23 protein-coding genes and 1 pseudogene are annotated in these 25,231 nt (G+C 71.8%); 8 read left to right on the forward strand and 16 right to left on the reverse strand.

From position 1 onward, the window contains the following. The first annotated feature begins 44 nt into the window (after positions 1-44). Positions 45-2,054: a DNA helicase RecQ gene (gene recQ / locus JKV81_RS25630; RefSeq protein WP_202078000.1), complete on the forward strand. Its 2,010-nt coding sequence runs from the start codon at positions 45-47 to the stop codon at positions 2,052-2,054. Between the two features lie 47 nt (positions 2,055-2,101). On the opposite strand, the pseudogene JKV81_RS25635 reads toward recQ, so the two are convergent. From JKV81_RS25635 to JKV81_RS25655, 5 genes and pseudogenes are all read right to left on the reverse strand, one after another. Next, positions 2,102-2,227, reverse strand: a pseudogene (locus JKV81_RS25635) (GntR family transcriptional regulator); the annotation flags it as partial. Positions 2,228-2,383: 156 nt separating this feature from the next. Then, the gene (locus tag JKV81_RS25640; RefSeq protein WP_129265023.1) at positions 2,384-3,046 is read right to left on the reverse strand and encodes a GOLPH3/VPS74 family protein; all 663 of its coding nucleotides are present in this window, start codon (positions 3,044-3,046) and stop codon (positions 2,384-2,386) included. After that, positions 3,043-4,272: a fumarylacetoacetase gene (gene fahA, locus JKV81_RS25645; protein ID WP_202078002.1), complete on the reverse strand. Its 1,230-nt coding sequence runs from the start codon at positions 4,270-4,272 to the stop codon at positions 3,043-3,045. The genes JKV81_RS25640 and fahA overlap by 4 nt, the downstream gene beginning before the upstream one ends. A gap of 110 nt (positions 4,273-4,382) precedes the next feature. Next, on the reverse strand, positions 4,383-6,377 hold the full coding sequence (locus JKV81_RS25650) for a CocE/NonD family hydrolase (protein WP_129265025.1): 1,995 nt from the start codon (positions 6,375-6,377) through the stop codon (positions 4,383-4,385). Positions 6,378-6,386: 9 nt separating this feature from the next. Then, positions 6,387-7,886 carry a peptide MFS transporter gene (locus JKV81_RS25655; protein WP_129265026.1) on the reverse strand — a complete coding sequence of 500 codons (1,500 nt, stop codon included), beginning with the start codon at positions 7,884-7,886 and terminating at the stop codon, positions 6,387-6,389. Positions 7,887-8,042: 156 nt separating this feature from the next. On the opposite strand from JKV81_RS25655, the gene JKV81_RS25660 reads away from it, so the two are divergent. From JKV81_RS25660 to JKV81_RS25680, 5 genes are all read left to right on the forward strand, one after another. Continuing rightward, positions 8,043-9,053, forward strand: a complete 1,011-nt coding sequence (locus tag JKV81_RS25660; protein WP_129265027.1) for a polyprenyl synthetase family protein — start codon at positions 8,043-8,045, stop codon at positions 9,051-9,053. Positions 9,054-9,252: 199 nt separating this feature from the next. Beyond that, entirely contained in the window at positions 9,253-10,479 is a 1,227-nt protein-coding gene (locus JKV81_RS25665) for a LolA family protein (RefSeq protein ID WP_202078004.1), read from the forward strand. A 155-nt stretch (positions 10,480-10,634) separates the two neighbouring features. Next, on the forward strand, positions 10,635-11,633 hold the full coding sequence (locus tag JKV81_RS25670; protein WP_202078006.1) for an ABC transporter ATP-binding protein: 999 nt from the start codon (positions 10,635-10,637) through the stop codon (positions 11,631-11,633). Next, a complete protein-coding gene (locus JKV81_RS25675; protein ID WP_129265030.1) occupies positions 11,620-12,507 on the forward strand; it encodes an ABC transporter permease in 888 nt (295 codons plus the stop codon). The genes JKV81_RS25670 and JKV81_RS25675 overlap by 14 nt, the downstream gene beginning before the upstream one ends. Positions 12,508-12,748: 241 nt before the next feature. Then, a complete protein-coding gene (locus tag JKV81_RS25680; protein ID WP_202078009.1) occupies positions 12,749-13,414 on the forward strand; it encodes a TetR/AcrR family transcriptional regulator in 666 nt (221 codons plus the stop codon). Here JKV81_RS25680 and JKV81_RS25685 read toward each other — a convergent pair. The 3 genes from JKV81_RS25685 to JKV81_RS25695 form a co-directional block, all read right to left on the reverse strand. After that, entirely contained in the window at positions 13,407-13,952 is a 546-nt protein-coding gene (locus JKV81_RS25685) for a flavodoxin family protein (protein WP_202078011.1), read from the reverse strand. The two genes, JKV81_RS25680 and JKV81_RS25685, sit on opposite strands and share 8 nt — an antisense overlap. Positions 13,953-14,076: 124 nt before the next feature. After that, entirely contained in the window at positions 14,077-14,886 is an 810-nt protein-coding gene (locus JKV81_RS25690; protein ID WP_202078013.1) for an HAD-IIB family hydrolase, read from the reverse strand. A gap of 66 nt (positions 14,887-14,952) precedes the next feature. Beyond that, positions 14,953-15,402, reverse strand: coding sequence for a VOC family protein (locus tag JKV81_RS25695; RefSeq protein ID WP_202078015.1), 450 nt, complete (start codon positions 15,400-15,402; stop codon positions 14,953-14,955). Positions 15,403-15,424: 22 nt separating this feature from the next. Between JKV81_RS25695 and JKV81_RS25700 the strand changes: the two genes are divergently transcribed. Continuing rightward, positions 15,425-16,057, forward strand: coding sequence for a CGNR zinc finger domain-containing protein (locus tag JKV81_RS25700; RefSeq protein WP_202078017.1), 633 nt, complete (start codon positions 15,425-15,427; stop codon positions 16,055-16,057). A gap of 30 nt (positions 16,058-16,087) precedes the next feature. On the opposite strand, the gene JKV81_RS25705 is transcribed toward JKV81_RS25700, so the two are convergent. The 4 genes from JKV81_RS25705 to JKV81_RS25720 all read right to left on the reverse strand — a co-directional run bounded on the left by JKV81_RS25705 (position 16,088) and on the right by JKV81_RS25720 (position 20,212). After that, positions 16,088-16,537, reverse strand: coding sequence for a hypothetical protein (locus tag JKV81_RS25705; protein WP_202078019.1), 450 nt, complete (start codon positions 16,535-16,537; stop codon positions 16,088-16,090). Between the two features lie 12 nt (positions 16,538-16,549). Beyond that, the gene (locus JKV81_RS25710; RefSeq protein WP_202078021.1) at positions 16,550-18,166 is read right to left on the reverse strand and encodes an FAD-dependent oxidoreductase; all 1,617 of its coding nucleotides are present in this window, start codon (positions 18,164-18,166) and stop codon (positions 16,550-16,552) included. 69 nt (positions 18,167-18,235) lie between these two features. Then, positions 18,236-19,225, reverse strand: a complete 990-nt coding sequence (gene rarD / locus JKV81_RS25715; RefSeq protein WP_202078023.1) for an EamA family transporter RarD — start codon at positions 19,223-19,225, stop codon at positions 18,236-18,238. Between the two features lie 126 nt (positions 19,226-19,351). Next, positions 19,352-20,212 carry an SDR family oxidoreductase gene (locus tag JKV81_RS25720; protein ID WP_129265038.1) on the reverse strand — a complete coding sequence of 287 codons (861 nt, stop codon included), beginning with the start codon at positions 20,210-20,212 and terminating at the stop codon, positions 19,352-19,354. Between the two features lie 106 nt (positions 20,213-20,318). On the opposite strand from JKV81_RS25720, the gene JKV81_RS25725 reads away from it, so the two are divergent. Beyond that, positions 20,319-20,741 carry a winged helix-turn-helix transcriptional regulator gene (locus JKV81_RS25725; protein ID WP_129265039.1) on the forward strand — a complete coding sequence of 141 codons (423 nt, stop codon included), beginning with the start codon at positions 20,319-20,321 and terminating at the stop codon, positions 20,739-20,741. Between the two features lie 7 nt (positions 20,742-20,748). On the opposite strand, the gene JKV81_RS25730 is transcribed toward JKV81_RS25725, so the two are convergent. The 4 genes from JKV81_RS25730 to JKV81_RS25745 all read right to left on the reverse strand — a co-directional run. Next, complete coding sequence (locus tag JKV81_RS25730) at positions 20,749-21,807, reverse strand: 2-oxoacid:ferredoxin oxidoreductase subunit beta (protein ID WP_129265040.1); 1,059 nt, start codon at positions 21,805-21,807, stop codon at positions 20,749-20,751. Next, complete coding sequence (locus JKV81_RS25735) at positions 21,800-23,755, reverse strand: 2-oxoacid:acceptor oxidoreductase subunit alpha (RefSeq protein ID WP_129265041.1); 1,956 nt, start codon at positions 23,753-23,755, stop codon at positions 21,800-21,802. The genes JKV81_RS25730 and JKV81_RS25735 overlap by 8 nt, the downstream gene beginning before the upstream one ends. 275 nt (positions 23,756-24,030) lie before the next feature. Continuing rightward, positions 24,031-24,690: a response regulator transcription factor gene (locus JKV81_RS25740; RefSeq protein ID WP_129267094.1), complete on the reverse strand. Its 660-nt coding sequence runs from the start codon at positions 24,688-24,690 to the stop codon at positions 24,031-24,033. 190 nt (positions 24,691-24,880) lie between these two features. Then, on the reverse strand, positions 24,881-25,231 hold a 351-nt coding region (locus JKV81_RS25745; protein WP_372444250.1), incomplete at its 5' end, for a sensor histidine kinase.

The raw sequence follows: 25,231 nt of genomic DNA on the forward strand, positions 1-25,231 counted from the left end.
TATGGTTGCCGGTGACGGGTGAAGACGGACGGACGGGCGCGACCATGAGTGTGACGACCGAGAGTGCGGCGCAGCAGACACTGCACCGGGTGTTCGGGTACGAGGCGTTCCGCGGCGAGCAGGGCGCGGTGATCGACCATGTCGTCGACGGCGGCGACGCCGTCGTGCTCATGCCCACCGGCGGCGGCAAGTCCCTCTGCTACCAGATCCCCGCCCTGGTCAGGCCCGGTACCGGCGTCGTGATCTCCCCGCTGATCGCGCTCATGCAGGACCAGGTGGACGCCCTGCGCGCCCTCGGTGTCCGCGCCGGCTTCATGAACTCCACGCAGGACTTCGACGAGCGCCGCTCGATGGAGGCCCAGTTCCTCGCCGGTGAGCTCGACGTGCTGTATCTGGCCCCCGAGCGGCTGCGCCTCGACTCCACGCTCTCGCTGCTGGCCCGCGGGGAGATCTCCGTCTTCGCCATCGACGAGGCGCACTGCGTCGCCCAGTGGGGCCACGACTTCCGCCCCGACTACCTGGCCCTGTCGGTGCTGGGCGAGCGCTGGCCCGGCGTCCCCCGCATCGCGCTGACGGCCACGGCGACCGACGCCACGCACCAGGAGATCACCCAGCGCCTGGGCATGCCCGAGGCCCGTCACTTCGTGGCCAGCTTCGACCGGCCGAACATCCAGTACCGCATCGTGGGGAAGTCCGACCCGAAGAAGCAGCTGCTGACCTTCCTCAAGGAGGAGCACGCGGGGGACGCCGGGATCGTCTACTGCCTCTCGCGCAACTCCACGGAGAAGACCGCCGAGTACCTCTGCCGCAACGGCATCGAGGCCGTGCCGTACCACGCGGGGCTGGACGCCTCCACGCGCGCCGCCCACCAGTCGCGGTTCCTGCGCGAGGAGGGCCTGGTCGTCGTCGCGACGATCGCCTTCGGCATGGGCATCGACAAGCCGGACGTGCGCTTCGTCGCCCACCTGGACCTCCCCAAGTCCGTCGAGGGGTACTACCAGGAGACGGGCCGCGCCGGGCGTGACGGGGCACCGTCCACGGCCTGGATGGCGTACGGACTCCAGGACGTCGTCCAGCAGCGCAAGCTGATCCAGGGCGGCGAGGGGGACGAGGCGTTCCGGCGCCGGGCCGCCTCGCACCTCGACTCGATGCTGGCGCTCTGCGAGACCGTCCAGTGCCGCCGGGCCCAGCTCCTGACGTACTTCGGCCAGGAGCCCGGCGAGCAGACCTGCGGGAACTGCGACACCTGCCTGAGCCCGCCCGAGACCTGGGACGGCACGGTCGTCGCCCAGAAGCTGCTGTCCACCGTGGTCCGGCTGAAGCGCGAGCGGAACCAGAAGTTCGGGGCCGGCCAGATCATCGACATCCTGCTGGGCCGCCGGACGGCGAAGGTCATCCAGTTCGACCACGACCAGCTCTCGGTCTTCGGCATCGGCGAGGAGCTGGCCGAGGCGGAGTGGCGGGGCGTGGTGCGCCAGCTGCTGGCGCAGGGGCTGCTGGCCGTCGAGGGCGAGTACGGCACGCTGGTGCTGACCGAGGAGAGCGGTTCCGTGCTCGGCCGGGAGCGCGAGGTGCTGCTGCGCAAGGAGCCGAAGCGGCCGACGACGCGGTCCGGCGGGTCGGGCGAGCGCAAGGCCAAGTCGGCCGCCGCGGTGGCCGACCTCCCCGCCGAGGCCGTCCCGGTCTTCGAGGCGCTGCGCGCCTGGCGCGGCGCCACGGCCAAGGAGCTGGGCCTCCCGGCGTACGTGATCTTCCACGACGCGACGCTGCGGGAGATCGCCGCGCTGCGCCCGGCGACCCTGGCGGAGCTGGGCGGGGTCAGCGGGCTCGGCGAGAAGAAGCTCGCGACGTACGGCGAGGGGGTGCTGGAGGTGCTGGCAGGGCTGGGAGACACGGCCCCGGACGCCGCTCCGGAGCCGCAGCCCCAGGCGTCCGCCCCGAAGCCGGAGCCGAGGCCCGAGGCGTCCCCCGCACCGATGCCGCCCGCCCGGACCCCGGTCCAGGACGCGGACCCGGAGTTCGGCTGGGACGAGGAGCCGCCGGAGTTCGACTGAGCGGGGGGCCGGGTCTATTCCGGCTTCGCCGCCCGGCGGCGCGAGACGCGCACCTGGTGGCGCAGCAGGTCGGCGAGCAGCCGGGCATGGTCCGCGCGCAGCCGGCGCCGGCGGGCGGCGGCGACGGGCACGGTGTGCTCACGGGTGCGTTCGGCTGGCATGCGCTGGACCATACCGACGGGGTCCGCGCGATGGTGTTGCCGCAGTGTTGCGCCACCTGAGGCGGCCGCGCCCACCGCTGTGACCAGGGGCGTTCCGTCCGGGCGACGAAGATCTGCCACCGGGACGACCGCCCCTCGGACGCCCGGCGGCCTCGGACGCCAGGGGACTCAGCTCCCGGCACCCCCGTCGCCGCCCCCGGCCTGTGCCGCCTTGTCCTGGCGCACATTGCGGTGCACGGCCAGCGCCGGCCACTCCTCACGGGCCAGGGCCCTCGCCGCCCTCCGCGTGCGGCGGTCGCCCTGCCGCACCACCGACGGCAGCTCCACCGCCGCCGCCAGCGCCGCGAGCATCCGGCCCCGCGGGTCCGGACGGCCCGCCGCACGGGACGCCTCGAACCGCTGCCGCACCTCCTGCGCCGGGGACGCGGCGCCCGCCGGGTGGCGGTGGTACGGGAACAGGCCGAGGAAGCGGCGGGTCTCCCTGCGCAGGACACCGCGCTCCACCAGGGCGTCCAGATACAGCCCCTCCGCCTGCCGCGCGGACCGCCGCACCCACCGCCGGGCCGGGACCCCCGACCCGGATCTGCCCTTGCCCGCCGGCGGAAGGCTCCGCAGGAACACCGCCAGCAGCGGGTCCGGCGGGTCCAGCGGCTTCACGACCACCACCCGGCCGCGCTCCTCGGCTATCCACCCCTGGAGCTCCAGCTCCGCCAGGGCCGCCCCCGCGATCCCGTACTCCAGGAACCGGCCCCGGCAGTACGGCTTGCCGCGTACGGGATCGAGGGCGAGCAGCAGCAGCTCCTCGGGGAGCGTGAGCGCGGCCCCGCTCACGGCGCCGGGACGATCCGGCCGGTGACCTCGCCGAGGCCGACCCTGGTGCCGTGCGGGCCGGGCGCCCAGGCGGTCAGGGTGACGGTGTCGCCGTCCTCCAGGAACGTCCGCTTGCCCTCGGGCAGGTCCAGCGGATCGCGGCCGTTCCAGGTGAGTTCGAGCAGGGAGCCGCGCTGGCCGGGCTCCGCGCCGCTGACCGTGCCGGAGCCGTACAGGTCGCCCGTGCGCAGCGAGGCGCCGTTCACGGTCATCTGCGCCAGCTGCTGCGCCGCCGTCCAGTACATGGAGGCGAACGGCGGCTCCGAGACGGCCTGGCCGTTGATCTCCACCGAGATCCGGATGTCGAAGCCGCCCGGCTCCTCGTCGTCCGCGTCCTCCAGATACGGGAGCAGCTCGGCGTCCCGCGCGGGCGGCGCCGTGCGGGCCGCGTCCAGGGCCTCCAGCGGGGTCACCCACGCCGACACGGAGGTGGCGAAGGACTTGCCGAGGAACGGGCCCAGCGGCACGTACTCCCAGGCCTGGATGTCCCGCGCCGACCAGTCGTTCAGCAGGGACAGCCCGAAGACATGGTCGCGGAAGTCGCCGAGCGCCACCGGGGAGCCCTGCTCCGAGGGGACGCCGACGACGAAGCCGACCTCGGCCTCGATGTCCAGCTTCACCGACGGCCCGAACACCGGGACGGGGTCGGACGGCGCCTTGCGCTGCCCGGAGGGGCGCACCACGTCCGTGCCGGAGACGACGACCGTGCCGGCCCGCCCGTGGTAACCGATCGGCAGGTGCTTCCAGTTGGGCGTGAGCGCCGCGCCGTCCGGACGGAAGATCCTGCCCACGTTGGTCGCGTGGTGCTCGCTGGCGTAGAAGTCGACGTAGTCCGCGACCTCGTACGGCAGGTGCAGGGTCACCTCGTCGAGCGGATACAGCAGCGGCTCCAGGTCCGGCCGGTGGGACGGCACCGTCACCCACGCCGTCAGGGCCCGCCGCACGTCACGCCACGCGGTGCGCCCCGCCGCCAGCAGCGGCGTCAGGCTCGGCTGCGCGAGCAGTCTGGCGTACGGCGAGCCGAGCGCGTGGGCCGCCGCCCCCGCGTCCAGCACGTGTTTTCCTACACGGACTCCGATCCTTCGGTCCTCGGGGTGTCCGGGGGTGGAGAACACGCCGTACGGAAGGTTGTGCGGACCGAAGGGATCGCCCTCGGCCAGGTCGAGCGGGCTGCTCTGCTCGGGCATCTGTCGCTGCCCCTTTCCAGTCGCTTGAGGAACACGGTACGTCGGCGTCGCCGGTCGGCGGCAGTGCCTCAAGTAGGCGTAATGCCCGGAAAGTTACGCGATAACCCTGGTCAGCCCGCCGTGCGGGGGATCCTCTTCTCCCAGGTCCGGTGGAAGACGATCTCCTCGCCGTCCCGGCACACGACCTCGTTGGACGTGATGAAGTCGTCCGCGTCCGCGCTCGTCTCCGAACGCGTCTCGATCCGTACGTCCCAGGACATCTCGGGCCGGTGCAGCCTGATCGTCCAGTCCGAACGGGCTCTCGCCGAGAGCGGGTCGTCCTCCTGGATCGTGTACGTCTCCAGGGCGTCCTCGGTGAACTCCAGCCCGTCGGGGTAGACCCGCGTGCCGCCGTAGCGCGGATCGACCTCCAGCCGCCACTCGCCCTTGGCGACGTCCCGGACCACCAGGCGCTCGGGGCGCTGCTCGTCGAGCGTGACCGGGTAGGCGACGCCGAGCGGCTCGGCCTGCTCCGGTTCGCCGAAGGTGATGCCCGGGTCCTCGGTGTGCCTGCGCACCGGAAGCTCGACGAGGCTGCCCTCCGCCTCCAGCGTGAAGCCCGCCGAACCGGCCTGGGGCCAGATCCACGGCCAGTACGAGGACGAGAGGGCGATCCTGATCCGGTGGCCGGGCGGGAAGGTGTGCCCGATGCCGTTCAGCTCGAAGGTCACGTACTCGGCCTCCCCGACGGGCCAGTCCTCCGCCCGGTCGCGCCCGTGACGGGTGGCCAGGTTGAGGGCCCCACGGGTCACCAGGGTGGAGGCCCCGTCCGGGGCCACATCGCAGAGCCGGGCGATCACCTGGCCGCGCGGTACGTCCATCCGGAGCAGGAGCGTCACCCCGGGGCGGCCGAGGATCTCGATCGGCGCGTCCTCGACGGGGAACTCGAAGCACACCGACTTGGCGTCCTCGTCCCGCTGGTCGGGCGGCAGGTCGGCGTCGTTGCCGAACGGGAAGAAGCGGCCCGCGTCGAGCCCCGTCTGCTGCGGCGAACGGACGATCTGCGACCCGCCCCCCAGGGCGTACGTGACCGCGGCGACGTTCTCCGACGGCCAGGACGCGTCACCGACCCAGCGGCCGGGCAGCGTCTCGTAGACCGTGGCAGGGGGGTGCGAGCCGGTGATCCAGGACCGCAGCAGGGGCTCGTTCATCACCCCGGTGTCCTTGTCCTTCAGGTGCTGGTCCCACCAGCGCAGCGTCTCCTGGAGGAAGCCGATCGCCGGCCCCGGCGGCAGCCCGCGGTCCGGGTACTGGTGCGACCAGGGGCCGATCAGCCCGCGCACCTGCCCCGGGTCCAGATGCTCGACCAGCCGCAGCACCGTGTCGCGGTACGGGTCGTGCCAGCCGCCCACCGCCAGGACCTTCGCCTTGACGGCGCCGTAGTCCTCGCAGACGCTGCCGTGCTTCCAGTAGTCGTCGCGGGTCTGGTGCGCCAGCCACGTGTGGATGAACGGCTCCACCTTCTCCAGCCGCCGCAGCCACATCTCCCGCCAGTCGTCACCGACGTCCGCCGGGTCCGGGGGCCGGCAGACGAACGCCAGCATGGTGGAGGCCCAGGCGTGCATGTCCACACCGAGGACGGATCCGCCCATGTAGTGGACGTCGTTGTCGTAGCGGTCGTCGGCCGAGCACACGGTGACGATCGCCTTCAGCGGCTCCGGGGCGAGCGCCGCGATCTGGAGCGAGTTGAAGCCGCCCCAGGAGATGCCGAACATGCCGACCCGGCCCGAGCACCACTCCTGCTGCGCCAGCCAGTGCACGACCGCGACCCCGTCGGCGAGCTCCTGCGCGTCGTACTCGTCGCCCGGCATGCCCTCGCTGTTGCCGTGCCCGCGGACATCGACGCGTACGGAGGCGTAACCGTGGCCCGCGTACCAGGGGTGGCGCTGCCAGTCGCGCGGCGCCGTCCAGTCGCTGAGCCGGTAGGGCAGGTACTCCAGCAGCGCCGGCACCGGTTCGTCGGTGACCGGCCGCCAGATCCGGGCGTACAGCTCGGTGCCGTCCGCCAGCGGGATGTAGAGGTCCTCGTGGGTGGTCTCGTACGGGAAATCGGTGCGGATGTGCATGGCGGTACCTCAGTGGACGGGGTGCATGGTGCGCTTGAGCCAGGGAGCGGCGGCGATGACGGCCACACCGGCCGCCACCGCGATAGCGCCATTGACACCGAAGTAGGCGGGGTTGGAGACCTCGCCGTAGAGCTTCACGATCTGTGCCTGGATGCCGTTGGCCAGGGCCAGCGACAGGAACCACAGCGCCATCGTCTGGCTGGCGAAGGCCTGGGGGGCGAGCTTGGTGGTGGCCGACATGCCGGAGGTCTCCAGCAGGATGTCGCCGAGACCGAGCAGCAGATAGGAGCCGACGATCCACCAGGCGGCCATCCGGTACGTCTCGCCGGAGTGGCCCGAGGTGGGAATCACCATCAGCAGGAAGGAGAGGCCGCCGAGGATCACCCCGATCGCGATCTTGTTGGAGACATGGGGCTGGCGCGGCCCCATCCGGACCCAGACCGCGGCCACCACGGGCGCCAGCGCGACCTCGAAGGCGCCCAGCGCGGAGGCGTACCAGCTCGCCGGGAAGTGGAAGCCGAAGATCTCCGTACGGGCGTTCGTCGAGGCCAGCAGCATCATCGTCGAGTACGCCTGGAAGAGGATGAAGTTGAAGACGACGGAGGCCAGGAACAGCACGACGTACGGCCGGAGCCTGCCGCGCTCCTCCGGGGTGACCCGGGGGCTCCTGAACATCACGGCGAAGTACACGACCGGCGCGATCACCGAGACGAGGGTGAGCAGGTCGACGAAACGGTCCATCGTGAGCCAGCCGGCCAGTGCCAGGGCCGTCGCCACCAGGGCGGCCACCACGATGCCGCCCACGATCACCAGGACGGCGCGGCGCATCGGGCCGGGCGCGAGCGCGTACTCCGCCGTGTGCTTTCGCCCGGCCAGGTGACGCCGGCCCGCGACGTACTGGATCAGGCCGAGCGTCATACCGAACGCGGCGGCCGAGAAGCCCCAGTGCCAGCCCGCGTGGTCACCGAGCCAGCCGGTGACCAGCGGACCGGCGAAGGCACCGATGTTGATGCCCATGTAGTAGAGCGCGAAGCCGGCGTCGCGGCGCTGGTCCTCCGTGCGGTAGAGCTTGCCGACCATCGAGGCGACATTGGGCTTGAGCAGTCCCGTTCCCGCGCTGATCAGGCCGAGGCCCACCCAGGTCATCGTGGCGGTCGGCACCGCCATGGCGTAGTGGCCGCAGGCGATGAGGATGCCGCCGTACAGGACGGCGCGGTACGAGCCGAGGATCCGGTCGGCCAGCCAGCCGCCCGCGACGGACACCAGATAGACGAGCGTGCCGTAGGCGGCGGAGACCGACGCGGCGGTGCCCGGGTCCATGCCCAGGCCGTCGTTCGAGACCTTGTCGGCGAAGAAGAGGACCAGGATCGCCTGCATCCCGAGGAACGAGAAACGCTCCCAGACCTCCAGGCCGGACAGGGTCATCAGACCCCGTGGCTGGCCGAAGAAGGCGTGATCGTCTCCGGGCGGCGGCTGGGCCGGTTCGGTACCGGCCGGGGCGTGGGACAAAGCGGCAACTCCTGATCGTATGAGCTGATGCCGAACATACCGGCGGTGGCGGGAAGGCGCCCACGGTGATCCAAAGGGGACCGGATACGCTGAGTTGAGTGAGGACAGCGACACATCGACATTCCGTGTGATCGTCAGCAGACAGGAGATCCCCTCGTGACCGTCGTCGGGCCGTTCGGACTGAGCGTGCGGGACCAGGCTCTTGAGGCCGATGTCCAGGCCGGTTTGGCCGCTGTCGAGGCGGGGCTGCTGGATGCCACCAAAAGCGAGGTCCCGTTCATCACGGAGGCCGCGCAGCACCTCGTCAGCGCGGGGGGCAAGCGCTTCCGGCCGCTGCTGGTGATGCTCGCGTCGCAGTTCGGTGACCCCGACGCGCCGGGCGTCGTCCCCTCGGCCGTGGTCGTCGAGCTGACGCACCTGGCGACGCTGTACCACGACGACGTGATGGACGAGGCGGACGTACGCCGCGGGGTGGACAGCGCCAACACCCGCTGGGGCAACTCCGTCGCCGTCCTGACGGGCGACTTCCTCTTCGCCCGCGCCTCGCACATCCTGGCCGACCTCGGGCCGGAGGCCGTCCGCATCCAGGCGGAGGCGTTCGAGCGCCTGGTCACCGGTCAGATCCTGGAGACCGCGGGCCCGCGCGACGGACGCGACCCCGTCGACCACTACATGGACGTGCTCGGCGGCAAGACCGGCTCGCTGGTCGCCGTGTCCGGCCGGTTCGGCGCGCTGATGGCGGGGGCCGACGAGTCGGTCGTCGACATCCTCACCCAGTACGGCGAACGGCTCGGCATCGCCTTCCAGCTCGCCGACGACGTCCTGGACATCGCCTCCGACTCCCACGAGTCGGGCAAGACGCCCGGCACCGACCTCCGCGAGGGCATCCCCACCCTGCCGGTCCTCCACCTGCGCGCGCGGGCGGCGGCCGAGGGCCGTCCGGAGGACAAGGAGCTCGTGGAGCTGCTCGACGGCGACCTCGCCGACGACGCCCGGCTCGCCGAGGCCCTGGGTGCCCTGCGCGCCCACCCGGCCCTGGAGCAGGCCCGCCGCGACACCGTCCGCTACGCCGAGGAGGCACGGGCCACGCTGGCACCGCTGCCCGAGTGCTACGCGAAGGCCGCGCTCGAGGAGCTGTGCGACGCTGTGGTGCACCGGGCGGGCTGACCCCTAAGGGCCCGGCGGACCGTGCGCCCCCGGGGTCATCCCGGAGAGGTACGCCCAGTTGCTCCCGTGGGCTGACGCTTGTCACCGCCCGATTTGGTCAGATGGATATCAACCACTCCTGACCACATCGGGTGAGAATGGCGGCGGGGAGTGGACGTGCAACGGGATGGCAGCCGCCGACCACGGAGGTAGAGCACACATGGCACCGAACGACAGCGCAGAGACCAACGGCGAGGCCACGGGCACTGTCGTGGGCCGTCGGAAGGCGGCACGCTACATCGTCCCGTTCGCGGTGGCGGGCGTGGCGGCGGCGACGATCGGACTCGTCCCGGCACTGGCGGACTCCGGCGACCCGGAGCTCCCGGACATCACCGCGCAGGAACTCATCGAGAAGATCGCCGCGTCGGACCAGGAGCAGCTCTCCGGCACGGTGAAGGTCACCACCGACCTCGGCATCCCGTCGCTCGGCGGGCTCGCCGGCTCCTTCGCACCGGGCGCCGGCTCCGGATCGGGCGGGTCGGGCGCGTCCCCCGACGCCAAGCTGATGGAGCTGGCGTCCGGGACGCACACGCTCCGCGTCGCGGCCGACGGCCCCGACAAGCAGCGCCTCTCGATCCTCGGCGACGGCTCCGAGTACAGCCTCGTCCACAACGGCGACGACGTCTGGGGCTACGACAGCGAGAGCAACGAGGTCTACCACGCGGAGTCCGACGGCAGCGGCAAGGCCGGGGAGCACAAGGCCCCGAAGGGCGTCCCGGCCACCCCGAAGGAGCTCGCCGAGGAGGCACTCGCCGCCGCCGGCGACACCACGTCGGTCACCGTCGACGGCACGGCGCAGGTGGCGGGACGCGACGCCTACAAGCTCGTGATCAAGCCCAAGCAGTCCGGTTCGACGATCGGCTCCGTCACCGTCGCGGTCGACGCCTCGACCGGCGTACCGCTGAAGTTCACGCTGGCCCCGAGCAGCGGCGGCAAGGCCGCGGTCGACGCCGGCTTCACGAAGGTCGACTTCGGCAAGCCCGACGCCTCGTCGTTCTCCTTCACCCCGCCCAAGGGCGCCGAGGTGACCGAGGCCGACGAGCTGGAGGCCGAGGCGGGCAGGAGCGGCTCGGCGGACAAGGCGCGGAAGGACCTCGGCGCGCTGGAGGACTTCAAGGGCCTCAACGTCATCGGCGAGGGCTGGAACGCCGTCGCGCGGATCGAGGTCCCGGGCGGGGCGGGGCTGCCCACCGAGGGCTCCGGCGACGCACCGGCCCAGGCGCAGCAGTTCCTGGACGCGCTCGGCGACAAGGTCACCGGTGACTTCGGCTCGGGCACGGTCTTCAAGACGCGCCTGGTCAACGCCCTGCTGACCGACGACGGCAAGGTCTACGTCGGCGCGGTCACCGAGGACGCGCTGGTGAAGGCGGCCGGTACCGCCAAGTAGGACCGACCGGCCGGACCCCGCCGGTGAAGGCGGCCGACACCGCCCGGTCAGGACGCACCGTCCGCCCCGCCCCGTCGTACGCTCCGTACGGCGGGGCGGAGCCGTTGCTGCGGGGCGCGGGCGCCGGAGACGGCGGGAGAGGACCGGGAGTGCGCATGACCGACACAGCGGCCGCGGCAGCGGCGCCGGACACGGGGCCGGACACGGGACCGGAGCCCGGCACGGTGATCCGGACGCGAGGGCTCACCAAGCGCTACCGCGGCGGGCAGTTGGCCGTGGACGGGCTCGACCTCGCCGTGCCGGCCGGAAGCGTCTTCGGCTTCCTGGGCCCCAACGGCTCCGGGAAGACCACCACGATCCGGATGCTCCTGGGGCTCATCGACCCGACGTCCGGCACCGCGCACGTCCTCGGCCGCCCCATGCCCGCCGCCGCCCGTACGGTGCTCCCGCAGGTCGGCGCGCTCATCGAAGGACCCGCGCTGTACGGGTTCCTGACCGGCCGCGACAACCTCGTACGCTTCGACTCCGCCGACCCGACGGCCGATCCGCGCACCCGGCGCGCACGGGTGGAGGACGCCCTGGACCGGGTGGGGCTCGCCGCAGCGGCGGGCCGGAAGGCCAAGGCGTACTCGCTCGGGATGAAGCAGCGCCTCGGGCTGGCCGCCGCCCTCCTCCAGCCGCGCAGCCTGCTGGTGCTGGACGAGCCGACCAACGGCCTCGACCCGCAGGGCATGCGCGAGATCCGCACCCTGGTCCGGGAGCTGGCGGGCGAGGGCACCACCGTCTTCCTCTCCTCCCATCTGCTCGACGAGATCGAACAGGTCTGCACCCACGCGGCGGTGATGGCCCGTGGCCGGCTCCTCGTCCAGGGACCGGTCGCCGCGCTCTCCGCCGGTGCCCGGGGACGGCTCACGGTGACCACCCCCGACCCCGCCGACGCGGCCCGGGTCCTCGCGGAACACGGGGCGACGGTCCTCGTGACCGACGGGGACCGGGTGAGCACCGACGCACCGCAGGCCGGGGTGGAGCTCGGGGACGTCAACGCGGCGCTGGTGCGCGCCGGTGTACGCGTACGGGCCTTCGGCGTCGAACGTGCCTCGCTGGAGGACGCCTTCGTCGCACTCACCGGAGAGGGATTCGATGTCGCAGGCTGAACTCACGGCGGTCCCGGTATCCCGCGCACCGCGCCGCGCGCTGTGGAGCCTCGGGATCCTCCGCTCCGAACTGGCCACCACCTTCCGCCGCTGGCGCACGCTGTCCCTGCTCGGGGTGCTCGCGGCCGTGCCCGTCCTCATCGGGATCGCCGTCCGGATCGAGACGGGCGACGGTGCGCGCGGCGGGCCCGGCGGCGGGGGCGGCCCCGCCTTCCTCTCCCAGGTCACCAACAACGGGCTGTTCCTGGTCTTCGCGGCCCTCTCCGCGACGCTCCCCGTCTTCCTCCCGATGGCCGTCGGCGTCATCGCGGGGGACTCCGTCGCGGGCGAGGCGAGCGGCGGCACGCTGCGCTATCTGCTGGTGGCCCCGGCGGGCCGCACCCGGCTGCTGCTCGCGAAGTACGCGTCCGTGCTGGTGTTCTGCCTGGTCGCCACCCTGGTCGTGGCGGCATCCGCGCTCGCGGCCGGCGCGCTGCTCTTCCCCGTCGGTGACGTCACGACGATCTCGGGGACCCGGATCGGCTTCGGCGAGGGACTCGTGAGGGCCGGGCTGATCGCGGTCGCGGTGGCGGTCTCCCTCACCGGCTTCGCGGCGCTGGGCCTCTTCGTCTCGACGCTCACCGACAGCGGGATCGCGGCGATGGCGGCCACCGTCGGGGTGCTGATCACCGTGCAGATCCTGGACGCGATGCCGCAGCTGGACGCGGTGCACCCGTATCTCTTCCCGCACTACTGGATGTCCTTCACGGACCTGCTCCGCGACCCGGTGTACGGGGACGAGGTGGCCAGGAACCTGGGCCTTCAGGCCCTGTACGCGGCGGTGTTCGGCTCCGCGGCCTGGGCGCGCTTCACGACGAAGGACATCACCGTCTGAGACGGGGGACGTCGTTCTCCGGTGCGAGGGACGCCGGCGTCCGAGGGGCCCGGCACGGTCCGTCCGTACCGTCGGCCGGTCGAGCCGTCCCCCGATCGGCTCGTCGCGGCACGAACGGCACGAACGGTGCGCTGCGCGGAACGTCACGACACGGTACGTTCCGTTTCCAGCCTGGTCATTGTTCGACTTTTGGCGACGACCTGTCAATAAGCGGTGGGCGGAATCCCCCTATGCTCACCGAATGATCACATCGCCGAGTTCCCTGCGTCGTAGCGAGAGGTCACGACGGGCGACCCTGGACGCTGCCCTGGAACTGTGCACGGAGAAGGGGTACGGCCGGGTCACCGTGGAGGCCATCGCGGCCCGGGCCGGCGTGAGCAAGAAGACGATCTACCGCTGGTGGCCGTCGAAGGTCGCCGTGATACTGGAGGCCTTCACCCGGGTGGTCGTGGGTGTCACGCCGTTCGTGGAGACGGGTGACATCGCCGCCGACCTCCGGGCGCACATCAACGGTCTGGTGAGGCTGCTGTCGACACCGCCGTACGGCCCGGCCTACTCCGGGATCCTGTCGGAGATGCATCACGACGAGGGGCTCGCCCGGGCGGTCCGTGAGCAGCTGGTCACCCCCCGCTTCGAGGCGGCCGTGGAGCGCCTGCGGCGCGCGCAGGAGCAGGGGCAGGTGCCGGCCGGCGCCGATCTGCCGCTCGCGGTGGAGCTGCTCTACGGCCCGGTCTACTACCGCCATGTGCTGCGCAAGCCGCCGCAGGACGAGTCGACCGTCGCCGCGCTGGTGGCCCACGTCCTGCGGTCCCTCACCGCCGGTGACCCTCCGGCGGACGCTCCGGAGGGCAGCCCCGGCCGCGTCCCCGGTCAGGGGCGCGCTCCCGGTCAGGGGCGCGTCAGCTGAAGAAGACCTTCGCCCGGGCCGCCGCCCCGGTGTCGGTCAGCACGTCGCCCGGCCTGGTGCCGTTGCCCAGCAGCACCCCGCCCCAGTGCATCCCGAGGTAGCGCGCCGAGTTCCGCAGGGTTCCGGCCAGGGGGTCGGCGACCTCCGGTTCGGTGTCCGCGAGCGCGGTGACGCCCCACAGGGTCTTCCCGGCCATCCGCTGCTTGAAGTCGACGCCCGGGGCCTCCAGCCAGCCCGACCAGTGGTCCAGGTAGCGCTTGGTGGAGGTGGAGACCGCGTACCAGTACAGCGGTGAGGCGATGACCACGTCGGTGGCGGCCAGCGTGGCCTCAAGCAGCGTCGCCGCGTTGCCCGTCGGGGTGTAGTGGCCGTCCGCGTGCCGCCGGTCCTCGAAGTCGGGCAGCGGCAGTTCCCGCAGATCCAGCCACTGCTGCTCCGTACCGGCGGGGAGCTGCTCGGCCGCGAGCCTGGCCAGCGTCTCGGTGTTGCCGCCGGTGCGGCTGCTGCCGAGCAGGAAGAGGAAGTTGCGCGTGGTCATGCCATGCCCCCAATTGAATGCATACGGCTTTTACCGGCGTACGCATCATATGCATGTGCATGAAGTTTTGGCAGATGTTTTTCGGACGTCCGCCCCGTGGGTCGCTCAGGCCGGTGCCCCGCGCTCAGGCGAACAGCCGCTCCAGGACCACCGCGACACCGTCGTCCGCGTTCGAGAGGGTGATCTCGTCGGCGGCGGCCCGCAGCTCCGCGTGCGCGTTCGCCATCGCCACCCCGTGGCCCGCGCGGCGGAACATGGGCAGGTCGTTGGGCATGTCGCCGAACGCCACCGCACCGGCCGGATTGCGGTCCAGCAGCCCCGCCGCCAGGTCGATGCCGGTGCCCTTGTCCACGCCGAACGGCGCCAGCTCCACCGTGCCCGGGCCGGCCATCGTGACGGACGCCAGATCGCCCACCGCGCCACGGGCCGCGCCCGCCAGTTCGTCGTCCGTCAGCTCCGGGTGGCGTATCAGGACCTTGATGACGGGCGCCGCCCACAGCTCCGCCCGATGCCCGGCGCGCTGGGCGGGGAGCGAGGGGTGCGGCATGCGGTAGCCGGGCTCGATCAGGGTCCGGCCGTCGGCGCCGTCCTGGTCGACCGCCGCGAACACCTGGCCCACCTCGGCCTCGATCTTGCCGAGCGCGGTGTCGGCCAGCTCCCGGTCCAGCGTCACCGAGCGCACCATCCGGCCCGCCCCGGCGTCGTAGACCTGCGCGCCCTGCCCGCAGACCACCAGCCCGTCGTAGCCGAGGTCCGCGAGCAGGGCGCGTATGCCGGGCACCGCGCGGCCCGTGACGATCAGGTGCTGTGCGCCGGCCGACGCGGCGCGGGCGAGAGCGGCGCGGGAGCGGGCGCTCACGGTGTCGTCGGAACGCAGCAGTGTGCCGTCCAGATCGGTGGCGACGAGGGTGTGTGCGGCGGGTGGCGTGACCATGGGGTCAGCCTAGAGAGATCGCCTTTCCGTCGTACGCCGCTGACCTGCGCGGACGGTCGGCTCCCGTCACTGGACGCAGAATTCGTTGCCCTCCGGGTCCAGGAGCACGTGCCACGTCCCGCCGGGCTCCTCGACGGTCCGCAGCGCGCTCGCGCCCAGCCGGACCAGCCGTTCCGCCTCCGCGTCGCGCTGCCCGGGGGCCGCGTGGACGTCCAGGTGCAGGCGGTTCTTCACCGTCTTGACCTCCGGTACGCGCTGGAAGAGCAGCCTGCGGCCGTGTCCGGCGCCGCTCTTCTCGTCGTACGGGTCGTCCGGGTGCCGCACCGCGGCGAGATCGCGCCACGCGCGGCGCCCGTGCGACTCGACCGTGAGGGCCTCGGGCACCGCCCCGGCGCCGAGCAGTTCCACGATCAGCGGGCTGTTGTCCTCCACGACGTAACCGAGGGCCTCGGCCCAGAAGTCGGCCTGGGCGTGCGGGTCTCCGGCATCGATGACGAGCTTCCAGTGCAGAGTCATGGAAACCGTTTATACTGGTTACATGAATGAGGGGGCAACGGGCACGCCGGAACCGGGACTGATTCTTCGTACACCCAGGGGCCGTGCTTTCCGCTTCGACCCGGGCGCCCTCTGTCTGGAGCTGCTGCTCACCAGCGATCCCGGCGGGCTGCCGTGGAGCCTGGAGACCCTGCGCGAACCCGCCGACCTGCTGCGGTGGGCGGGGGAGAGCCGGCTGCCGGACGGGCCCCGGCTCTCCGTGGACGCCGCGGATCTGGACCGCGCCCGTGAGCTGCGGGGCGCGCTCTGGCGGATGACGATCGCCCGCGCCCGGGGCGAGGAGCTCGCGCCGGGCGACACGGACGTGGTGAACGAGGCGGCGGCCAGGACCCCGCTGGTGCCCGCCATGACCCCCGGCGGGGAGCGGACCTGGGCTGCGGCCGGAGCGACAGGCACCGCGATGCTGTCGGTGGTCGCGCGGGACGCGGTGGACCTGTTCACCGGGCCGTACGCCCACCGGATCAGGGTCTGCGAGGCCCACAACTGCGCCCTGCACTTCGTCGACACCTCACGCCCCGGCCGGCGCCGCTGGTGCGCGATGGGCCGCTGCGGGAACCGCAACAAGGTACGGGCGCACCGCGCCCGGACGGCCGGGCCCGGCGACGCCGGGGAGTGAGGGGAGAGCCGTCACGCCGGCCCTCCGGGTTCAGCGCGGCGGGCAGGCCGCGCAGACGTGTTCGCCGCACGCGGCCAGCAGTTTCCCGGCCGCCGCGCTCACCGCCGGATCGGCGTCCGCGGCCAGCCGCTCGGCCGTCGCCCGGCCGGCCAGGACCGCCCGGTGCGCGTCCCTGGTCCACTCCGGGTGGTGCGCGTGACCGTGCGCCAGGATCGTCCCCAGCAGCGCCAGCACCCCGGCGCGGTCCTTCACGGTCTCCATGGCGGCGAGTTCCCACAGGAACGGCACCGTGGCGACCGTCGCGTCGAACGCGGCCATCGCGCCGATCCACCGCCCCAGGTCGCTCAGCGCGTCCTCGGCCGACTCGCTGTCGCCCCACGCGATCCGTGACAGCGTCCCGGGGACCTGGGACGCGGAGCCCTGGGCATGGCGGAGCTCATGCCACGGAACGTGCCTCATGTCCTTCAGGATCGTCCCCATCCGGGCACTCAATCAGCCTTTGCGGGTGCCGTCCACCATGCCTGCGGTACTCATCGGATCGGCTTCCACCGGCCCGTTCAGCACCGCCAGACACCGCCGCACCGCGTCGCCGTCACCGGCGTGTGCGATCAGCCCCACATGGTTGTCGGGCCGGACCACGACGACGGTGTCCCCGTCGACGCCGTACGCCGCACGGGCGAGCCCCTCCCGGTCGTGCAGGGCGCCCTGTGCGGCGGCCGCCGTTCCGGGTTCCGGGGCGTCGGGCCCGTACACCTGGAAGGTCCGCACCGCGTCGCCGTGCGCGGCGGCCGCCTCCCGCAGTGCGCGTTCCGTGCCCGCCCCGAAGCCCAGCACCGTGATGTGCGGGCCCGCGAAGGCGCGGAACAGGCGGGTGGGCGCACCGGTCGCCGCCTCCGCGCAGGGCGCGTCCGGGGCGCGGTCGCCCGACCGTACGGGGCCGGTGTCGCCGGACCGCGCCAGGGAGCTCCACCGGTAGCCGCGGCCGGGCCCGGCCGCCGACGGGGTGACCGCGGTGTCCAGCCCGCCGCCCGGCTTCCTGATCGCCTCCAGCGTGGCCCGCAGCCGCTCCGAGGTGAGGTCCAGCGTCTGCGCCGCGACCGGCAGCCGCTCCTCCTCGTAGGTGTCCAGCAGCGCGGTGCCCGCCCGTCCGCGCAGCACCTGGGCGAGCTTCCAGCCGAGGTTGAAGGCGTCCTGGATGCCGGTGTTCATGCCCAGCCCGCCCGCGATGGCGTGCACATGGGCGGCGTCCCCGGCCAGCAGGACCCGGCCCACCCGGTAGCGCTCCGCCAGACGCACGTTGACCCGGTACGTCGAGAGCAGCGTTGCCTCGGTGAGGTGCGCCGCCGGGAGCCGGGTGTGCCGGGCGAAGAGCCGCCGGAAACCTTCGGGGGTGGGGGCGAGCGGCCGGCCGTCCGCGCCGCGCTCCGGGCCCGCCTGGAACCACCAGCCCGCCCGGGTGCCGGGGATGGGGCAGAGCATGACCGCGCCGTCCTCGTCGAACCACTGGTGCCAGATGCCCCGGTCCAGGACGCCCGGGGTGATCTCGACGTCGCCGCAGACCATGGCCTGCTCCTCGTCCGTCTCCCCGTCGAACGGGACGCCGAGCAGCTTCCGTACGCGGCTGTGGGCGCCGTCGCAGCCCACCACGTACCGCGCGCCGGCTACGGATCCGTCGGCGAAGGTGACGGTCACCGCGGCGCCGTCGTCGGTGAGGCCCAGGACCTCGGTGCCCGTCTCCACCGCCACGCCGTACCCGGCCAGACGGTCGCGCAGGATCTCCTCCAGCCGCCACTGGGCGATCAGCTGCCCCCGGTCGTACGGCGCGTCCGGCGTCGGCGAGGAACCGGCGTACGGGTCGGCGTCGGCGACCGGCACACCGTCGCGGTACTTGCGCATCGGCAGCGGCGGCGAACCCGCCGCCAGCACCGCGTCGAGCACCCCCAGGTCCTCCAGCACCTCCAGGGAGCGGGGGTCGGGGCCCTTGGCGCGCGAACTGCGCGGGTACTGAGGCGCCTTGTCCACGACCCGGACGGCGATGCCGCGCCTGGCCAGATCGCAGGCCAGGGTCAGTCCGGTCGGGCCCGCGCCCACGATCAGTACGTCGGTCATGCCTGCTCCTCGGTCGCGTCTCCTGGCACCCCAGGAGAACGCAACCGAGTTAAAAAAGCAACCGAGTAACTATTTGATGGCCGGAGTGTCCGCGTCCGGCGCCGAAGCGGAAGCCGTTCCGACGGGCGCTCCCGCCTCCGCCGCCCGTACGGCCAGCCGCAGGGCCTCCGCCCTCGTGCGCCGAGCCGTCCGCAGCGCGTCCCAGGTCAGCAGCATCAGCGCCACCCAGACCAGGGCGAAGCCGGCCCAGCGCTCGGGCGGCATCTCCTCATGGAAGTAGAGGATGCCGAGCGCGAACTGGAACACCGGCGCCAGATACTGCAGCAGCCCCAGGACGGAGAGCGGCACCCGGATCGCCGCGGCGCCGAAGCAGACCAGCGGGATCGCCGTGACGAGCCCGGTCGCGGCGAGCAGGGCCCCGTGCCCCGCGCCCCCGGCCAGGAACGTGGCGTCACCGCTCGCCCCGAGCCACAGCAGGAACCCGAGCGCGGGCAGGAACAGCACGGCGGTCTCGGCGGCCAGCGACTCCAGGCCGCCCATGTTGACCTTCTTCTTCACCAGGCCGTACGTCGCGAAGGAGAACGCCAGCACCAGCGAGATCCACGGCGGCTGCCCGTAGCCGATCGCCAGCACGAGCACCGCCGCGAAGCCGGTCGCCACCGCCGTCCACTGCACCGGCCTCAGCCGCTCACCGAGCAGCAGGACACCCATGGCGATCGTGACCAGCGGGTTGATGAAGTAGCCGAGGGACGCCTCGACGACATGCCCGTTGTTGACGGACCAGATGTAGAGGCCCCAGTTGACCGAGATGACCGTCGCGGCGAGCGCGATCAGCCCCAGCCTGCGGGGCTGCCGTATCAGCTCGCCGATCCACGCCCAGCGGCGCAGGAACAGCAGGGCGATGCCGACGACGCCCAGCGACCACACCATCCGGTGGGCGAGGATCTCCACCGCCCCCGACGGTTCCAGCAGCGGCCAGAACAGGGGCACGAGGCCCCACATCCCGTACGCGCCGATTCCGTACAGCAGGCCGGCCCGCTGTTCGTTCTTCCCCTTCACGGGCCCTCCCGGCGTTCCTGCGGCTTCTGCGACGGCGAGCCGCCGACTGCACGACGGTAGCGCCGGAAGAGCCCCCTGTCATTGCCGTCTCATGGAAACGGTCGTGACGGGCCGAGGGGTGCCCGCTCAGGCGGCGGCGACCGCCGAGGCGACCGTCTCGGCCAGCGGGGTGGTCGGCCGGCCGATCAGGCGGGCCAGGTCGCCGCTGGTGCCGGCGAGCAGGCCGCGTGCGACGGCCTCGTCGACGTCGACGAGGATCGCGGCGAAGGACTCGGGCAGCCCGGCCCCGACGAGGACCTCCTGGTGCACGGCGGCCGGGACCCGGTTGTACGTGATCTCCTTGCCGGTGGCCTCGGCGACCGTCGCCGCGTACTCGTCCAGAGACCAGGCGGTGTCACCGCTCAGCTCGTACGCCGCGCCGAGGTGGCCCTCGCCGGTGAGGACGGCGACGGCCGCGGCTGCGTAGTCCGCCCGGGTGGCGGAGGCGATGCGCCCGTCACCCGCGTTGCCGATGACGGCGCCGTGCTCCAGGACCGGGCCCAGGTTCGCCGTGTAGTTCTCGGTGTACCAGCCGTTGCGCAGGAAGGTGTGGGGGAGTCCCGAGTCGAGGATCAGCTGCTCGGTGGCCTTGTGCTCCTCGGCCAGCAGGAAGTCGGCGTCGGGGCCGCCCAGGATCCCGGTGTACGCGAGCTGCGCGACCCCGGCCTCGTTCGCGGCGTCGATCACCGCGGTGTGCTGCGCGACCCGCTTTCCGACCTCGCTGCCCGAGATCAGCAGGACGCGGTCACCGGACCGGAACGTGCCGGCGAGCGTCTCGGGGCGGTCGTAGTCGGCGACACGGAGCTCGACGCCGCGGGCGGCGAGCGGGGCGGCCTTCTCCTTGTCGCGGACGACGGCGACGACCTGGTCGGCCGGGACCGCGTCGAGCAGCTGCTCGATGACGAGGCGGCCGAGGGCTCCGGTGGCTCCCGTGACGACGATGCTCATGGGGTTCTCTCCTGGGGGGCGCTGATCATGCTGCGAGTGGAACAGGACTCACCCTAGGAGGTGTACTAACTCTGCGAAAGTACCCACTTTGAAGTAAGGTACTGGTATGATCGTAAGTATCCTGGACGAAGTGGGCGGCCGCCGCCCGGACGTCAACCAGCAGAACTGTCCCTCCCGGCTGGTCCTCGAACACGTCACCAGCCGGTGGGGTGTGCTCGTGCTGGCCGCGCTGCTGGAGCGCTCGTACCGGTTCAGCGAACTGCGCCGCACCGTCGGCGGCGTCAGCGAGAAGATGCTGGCCCAGACCCTCCAGACGCTGGAGCGCGACGGGTTCGTGCACCGGGACGCGAAGCCGGTGATCCCGCCCCGCGTGGACTACTCGCTGACCCCCCTCGGCAGGGAGGCCGCCGACCAGGTCTGGGCGCTGGCCCGCTGGGCGGAGCAGCGGCTGGACACGGTGGAGGACTCCCGCCGGGCATACGACGAGGCCCGGAACCAGTCGGCTCCGGGCCCCGGCGTGCGGGTGTGACGGCGGCTCAGCCGACCACGGTCCAGGTGTCACTGCCCGCCAGCAGCGTGCTCAGATCACCCTTGCCGTGCTGCTCGATCGCGGCGTCGAGCTGATCGGACATGAGGGCGTCGTACACCGGGCGCTCCACACTGCGCAGCACGCCGATGGGCGTGTGGTGCAGGGTGTCGGCATCGGCCAGCCGGGACAGCGCGAACGCCGTCGTGGGGCTGGGGTTGTGGGCGTCGTGGACGAGGACCTGCGACTGGTTCTCCTCGGTGACGGCGACGACGCTCAGGTCGCCCGTGATCGCGTCGCGCACGACCCCCTTGGAGTTGTCCGCGCCGAACAGGATCGGCCGGCCGTGCTCCAGGCGGATGACCGCCTCCTCCGCCCGCTCCTTGTCCTTGAGCACCTCGAAGGCGCCGTCGTTGAAGATGTTGCAGTTCTGGTAGATCTCCACCAGCGCGGTGCCCGGATGGTCGGCGGCCGCGCGCAGCACGCTCGTGAGGTGCTTGCGGTCGGAGTCCACCGTGCGGGCGACGAAGGAGGCTTCGGCGCCCAGGGCGAGGGAGACCGGGTTGAAGGGGGCGTCGAGCGAGCCCATCGGCGTCGACTTGGTGATCTTGCCGACCTCGGAGGTCGGGCTGTACTGCCCCTTGGTGAGCCCGTAGATCCGGTTGTTGAACAGCAGGATCTTGAGGTTGACGTTGCGGCGCAGGGCGTGGATCAGGTGGTTCCCGCCGATGGACAGCGCGTCGCCGTCACCGGTGACGACCCAGACGGACAGATCGCGGCGTGAGGTGGCCAGGCCCGTCGCGATGGACGGGGCGCGGCCGTGGATGGAGTGCATCCCGTACGTGTTCATGTAGTACGGGAAGCGGGACGAGCAGCCGATGCCGGAGACGAACGTGATGTTCTCCTTGGCCAGCCCCAGTTCGGGCATGAAGCCCTGCACCGCCGCGAGGACCGCGTAGTCACCGCAGCCCGGGCACCAGCGCACCTCCTGGTCGGACTTGAAGTCCTTCATGGACTGCTTGCCCTCGGCCTTGGGGACGAGCTGGAGGAGTTCGTTGGCGTCAGGCATCGATGGCCTCCTTGAGGGCGGTGGCGAGCTGCTCGGCCTTGAAGGGCATTCCGTTGACCTGGTTGTAACTCCGGGCGTCCACGAGGTACTCGGCCCGCAGCAGCAGGGCCAGCTGCCCGAGGTTCATCTCCGGGACCACGACCTTGTCGTAACGCCTCAGCACCTCACCGAGATTCCGCGGGAACGGGTTGAGATGGCGCAGATGGGCCTGCGCGATCGTCTCCCCGGCCGCGCGGAGCCGGCGCACGGCCGCCGTGATCGGCCCGTACGTCGAACCCCAGCCCAGGACCAGCGTCGTCGCGCCGGCCGGGTCGTCGACCTCCACGTCGGGGACCTGGATGCCGTCGACCTTCGCCTGCCGGGTGCGGACCATGAAGTCGTGGTTGGCCGGGTCGTACGAGATGTTCCCCGTGCCGTCCTGCTTCTCGATCCCGCCGATCCGGTGCTCCAGACCGGGGGTGCCGGGCACCGCCCAGGGGCGGGCCAGCGTCTCCGGGTCGCGCTTGTACGGCCAGAACACCTCGGTGCCGTCGGCCAGTTCGTGGTTCGGCCCGGTCGCGAACTGTGTCCGCAGATCCGGGAGGCTGTCGATCTCCGGGATCCGCCACGGCTCGGAGCCGTTCGCCAGGTAGCCGTCCGAGAGCAGGAACACCGGGGTCCGGTAGGTCAGCGCGATCCGGGCGGCGTCCAGAGCCGCGTCGAAGCAGTCCGCCGGGGTCCTCGGCGCCACGATCGGGACCGGCGCCTCACCGTTGCGCCCGTACATGGCCTGGAGCAGGTCGGCCTGCTCGGTCTTGGTCGGCAGACCCGTCGAGGGGCCGCCGCGCTGGATGTCGATGATCAGCAGCGGCAGCTCCAGCGACACCGCGAGACCGATCGTCTCCGACTTCAGCGCCACACCCGGACCCGACGTGGTCGTCACCCCCAGGGATCCGCCGAACGCCGCACCGAGCGCCGCCCCGATCCCGGCGATCTCGTCCTCCGCCTGGAACGTCCGCACACCGAAGTTCTTGTGCTTGCTGAGCTCGTGCAGGATGTCGGACGCCGGAGTGATCGGATACGACCCCAGATACACCGGCAGATCGGCCAGCCGGCCCGCCGCGATCAGCCCGTACGACAAAGCCAGGTTCCCCGAGATATTGCGGTACGTGCCCGTCGGGAAAGCCTGCGACGCGGGAGCCACCTCGTACGAGACGGCGAAATCCTCCGTCGTCTCCCCGAAATTCCAGCCCGCGCGGAAAGCCGCCACATTCGCCTCGGCGATCTCCGGCTTCCTGGCGAACTTCGACCGGAGGAATGTCTCCGTCCCCTCGGTCGGACGGTTGTACATCCAGGACAACAGCCCGAGCGCGAACATGTTCTTCGACCGCTCGGCCTCCTTACGGGAAAGCCCGAACTCCTTCAATGCCTCGATGGTCAAGGTCGTCAACGGCACAGGATGCACGTTGTACGCATCGAGCGAACCGTCCTCGAGCGGCGATTCGGCGTAACCGACTTTCGCCATCGGGCGTTTCGTGAACTCGTCCGTGTTCACGATGATGTCGGCCCCGCGCGGCACATCGGCGATATTCGCCTTCAGCGCCGCGGGATTCATCGCGACCAGCACATTGGGCGCGTCGCCCGGGGTCAGGATGTCGTGGTCCGCGAAATGCAGCTGGAACGAGGACACACCCGGCAGCGTGCCTGCGGGCGCCCGGATCTCGGCCGGGAAGTTGGGCAGCGTGGACAGGTCGTTGCCGAACGACGCGGTCTCCGACGTGAACCGGTCACCCGTCAACTGCATGCCGTCGCCCGAGTCACCCGCGAAACGGATGATCACCCGGTCCAGGCGGCGGATTTCCTTCTCGGTGGCACCCGTACGATCAATGTGCGGGGCGCGCTGCTCCCCGACGACAGCCTCGCTGGCCTCATCGGACTTTCCGGCTGGGCTACTGACCTGGCTGGTCACTGAACTGGACCTCCCTCGGGGCGGCGGCTCGGGACCCGCCGACCCGCCGGCGGTCCAGGCCCCACCCTACTTCTGTAAGGGTCGCCTTCCTCGGACCGGTCATATGGTGGACGCGTTTTCGGGACATGAATGCGTCACGCTTTGCCATATTTTTCCGGACCCTTCGGTCACTGGGCGAGCCGTCCGGCTCTCATCCTTTCGTCCTAGGCATCGGGGAAGCCTTCGCCACCCCGCCGGCGGATCATCCAGATCATCGCGAGTCGATCATCGCGTTGTCATGAGTTCAGATAAGTGAGAACGGCGAGAACACGCCGGTGATCCCCGTCACTGGGTGACAGGCCGAGTTTCAGAAAGATGTTGCTGACGTGCTTCTCCACGGCTCCGTCACTGACGACCAGCTGTCGGGCGACGGCCGAATTCGTACGCCCCTCCGCCATCAGACCGAGGACCTCCCGCTCGCGCGGCGTGAGCCCCGCCAGCACGTCCTGCTTGCGGCTGCGGCCCAGCAGCTGGGCCACCACCTCGGGGTCCAGGGCGGTCCCGCCCTTCGCCACCCGCACGACGGCGTCCACGAACTCCCGGACCTCGGCGACCCGGTCCTTCAGGAGGTAGCCCACCCCACGGCTGCTGCCGGCCAGCAGCTCGGTGGCGTACTGCTCCTCGACGTACTGCGAGAGCACCAGCACCCCGATGTCCGGGTAGTCCTTGCGCAGCCGCACCGCCGCCCGTACGCCTTCGTCGGTGTGGGTCGGCGGCATCCGCACGTCGGCGACCACCACGTCCGGCAGCGCGTCCTGCCCCGCGAGGTCGCTCACCGTCTTGAGCAGCGCCTCCGCGTCCCCGACCCCGGCGACGACATCGTGCCCGAGGTCGGTCAGCAGCCGGGTGAGTCCCTCCCGGAGCAGCACCGAGTCCTCGGCGATGACGACCCGCACTCTTTCCTCCACGACGTTGTGTCCCCCACTGTCGGTGTTCCTGCCCGACGCTCTGCGCGGGCGCGTGTCTGTCCAGCATTCCAGCATCGGCGCCCGTATGGGCCCGCACCAGCGGTTCCGTCCCCGGCGGACGCGCCGCAGTGCCCCGGCCGCCGGGTGAGGGCGGCCGGGGCACTGCGGCTTCGGAGGTTCAGCCTCGCCAGGGCAGCTCGGCTGTGACGGTCGTCGGACCGCCGGCGGGTGACTCGACGACGAGGATGCCGTCCACCGCGTCCAGCCGCTCCGTCAGGCCGGCCAGACCGCTGCCCGTCGACACCCCGGCACCGCCGCGCCCGTCGTCCGTGACCTGGAGCATCAGCCGGTCCGCCGCCCGCCACACGTCGACCGAGGCACGGGTGGCCCGGGCGTGCTTGCTGACGTTCTGGAGGAGCTCGGAGACGGTGAAGTACGCGATGCCCTCGATGGCCTGCGCGGGCCGCGACTCCAGGTCCACCACCACCTTCACGGGGACGGTGCAGCGGGAGGCGATGGCGGAGAGTGC

Source organism: Streptomyces silvae (assembly GCF_016745505.1).
Taxonomy (GTDB): Bacteria; Actinomycetota; Actinomycetes; order Streptomycetales; family Streptomycetaceae; genus Streptomyces; species Streptomyces silvae.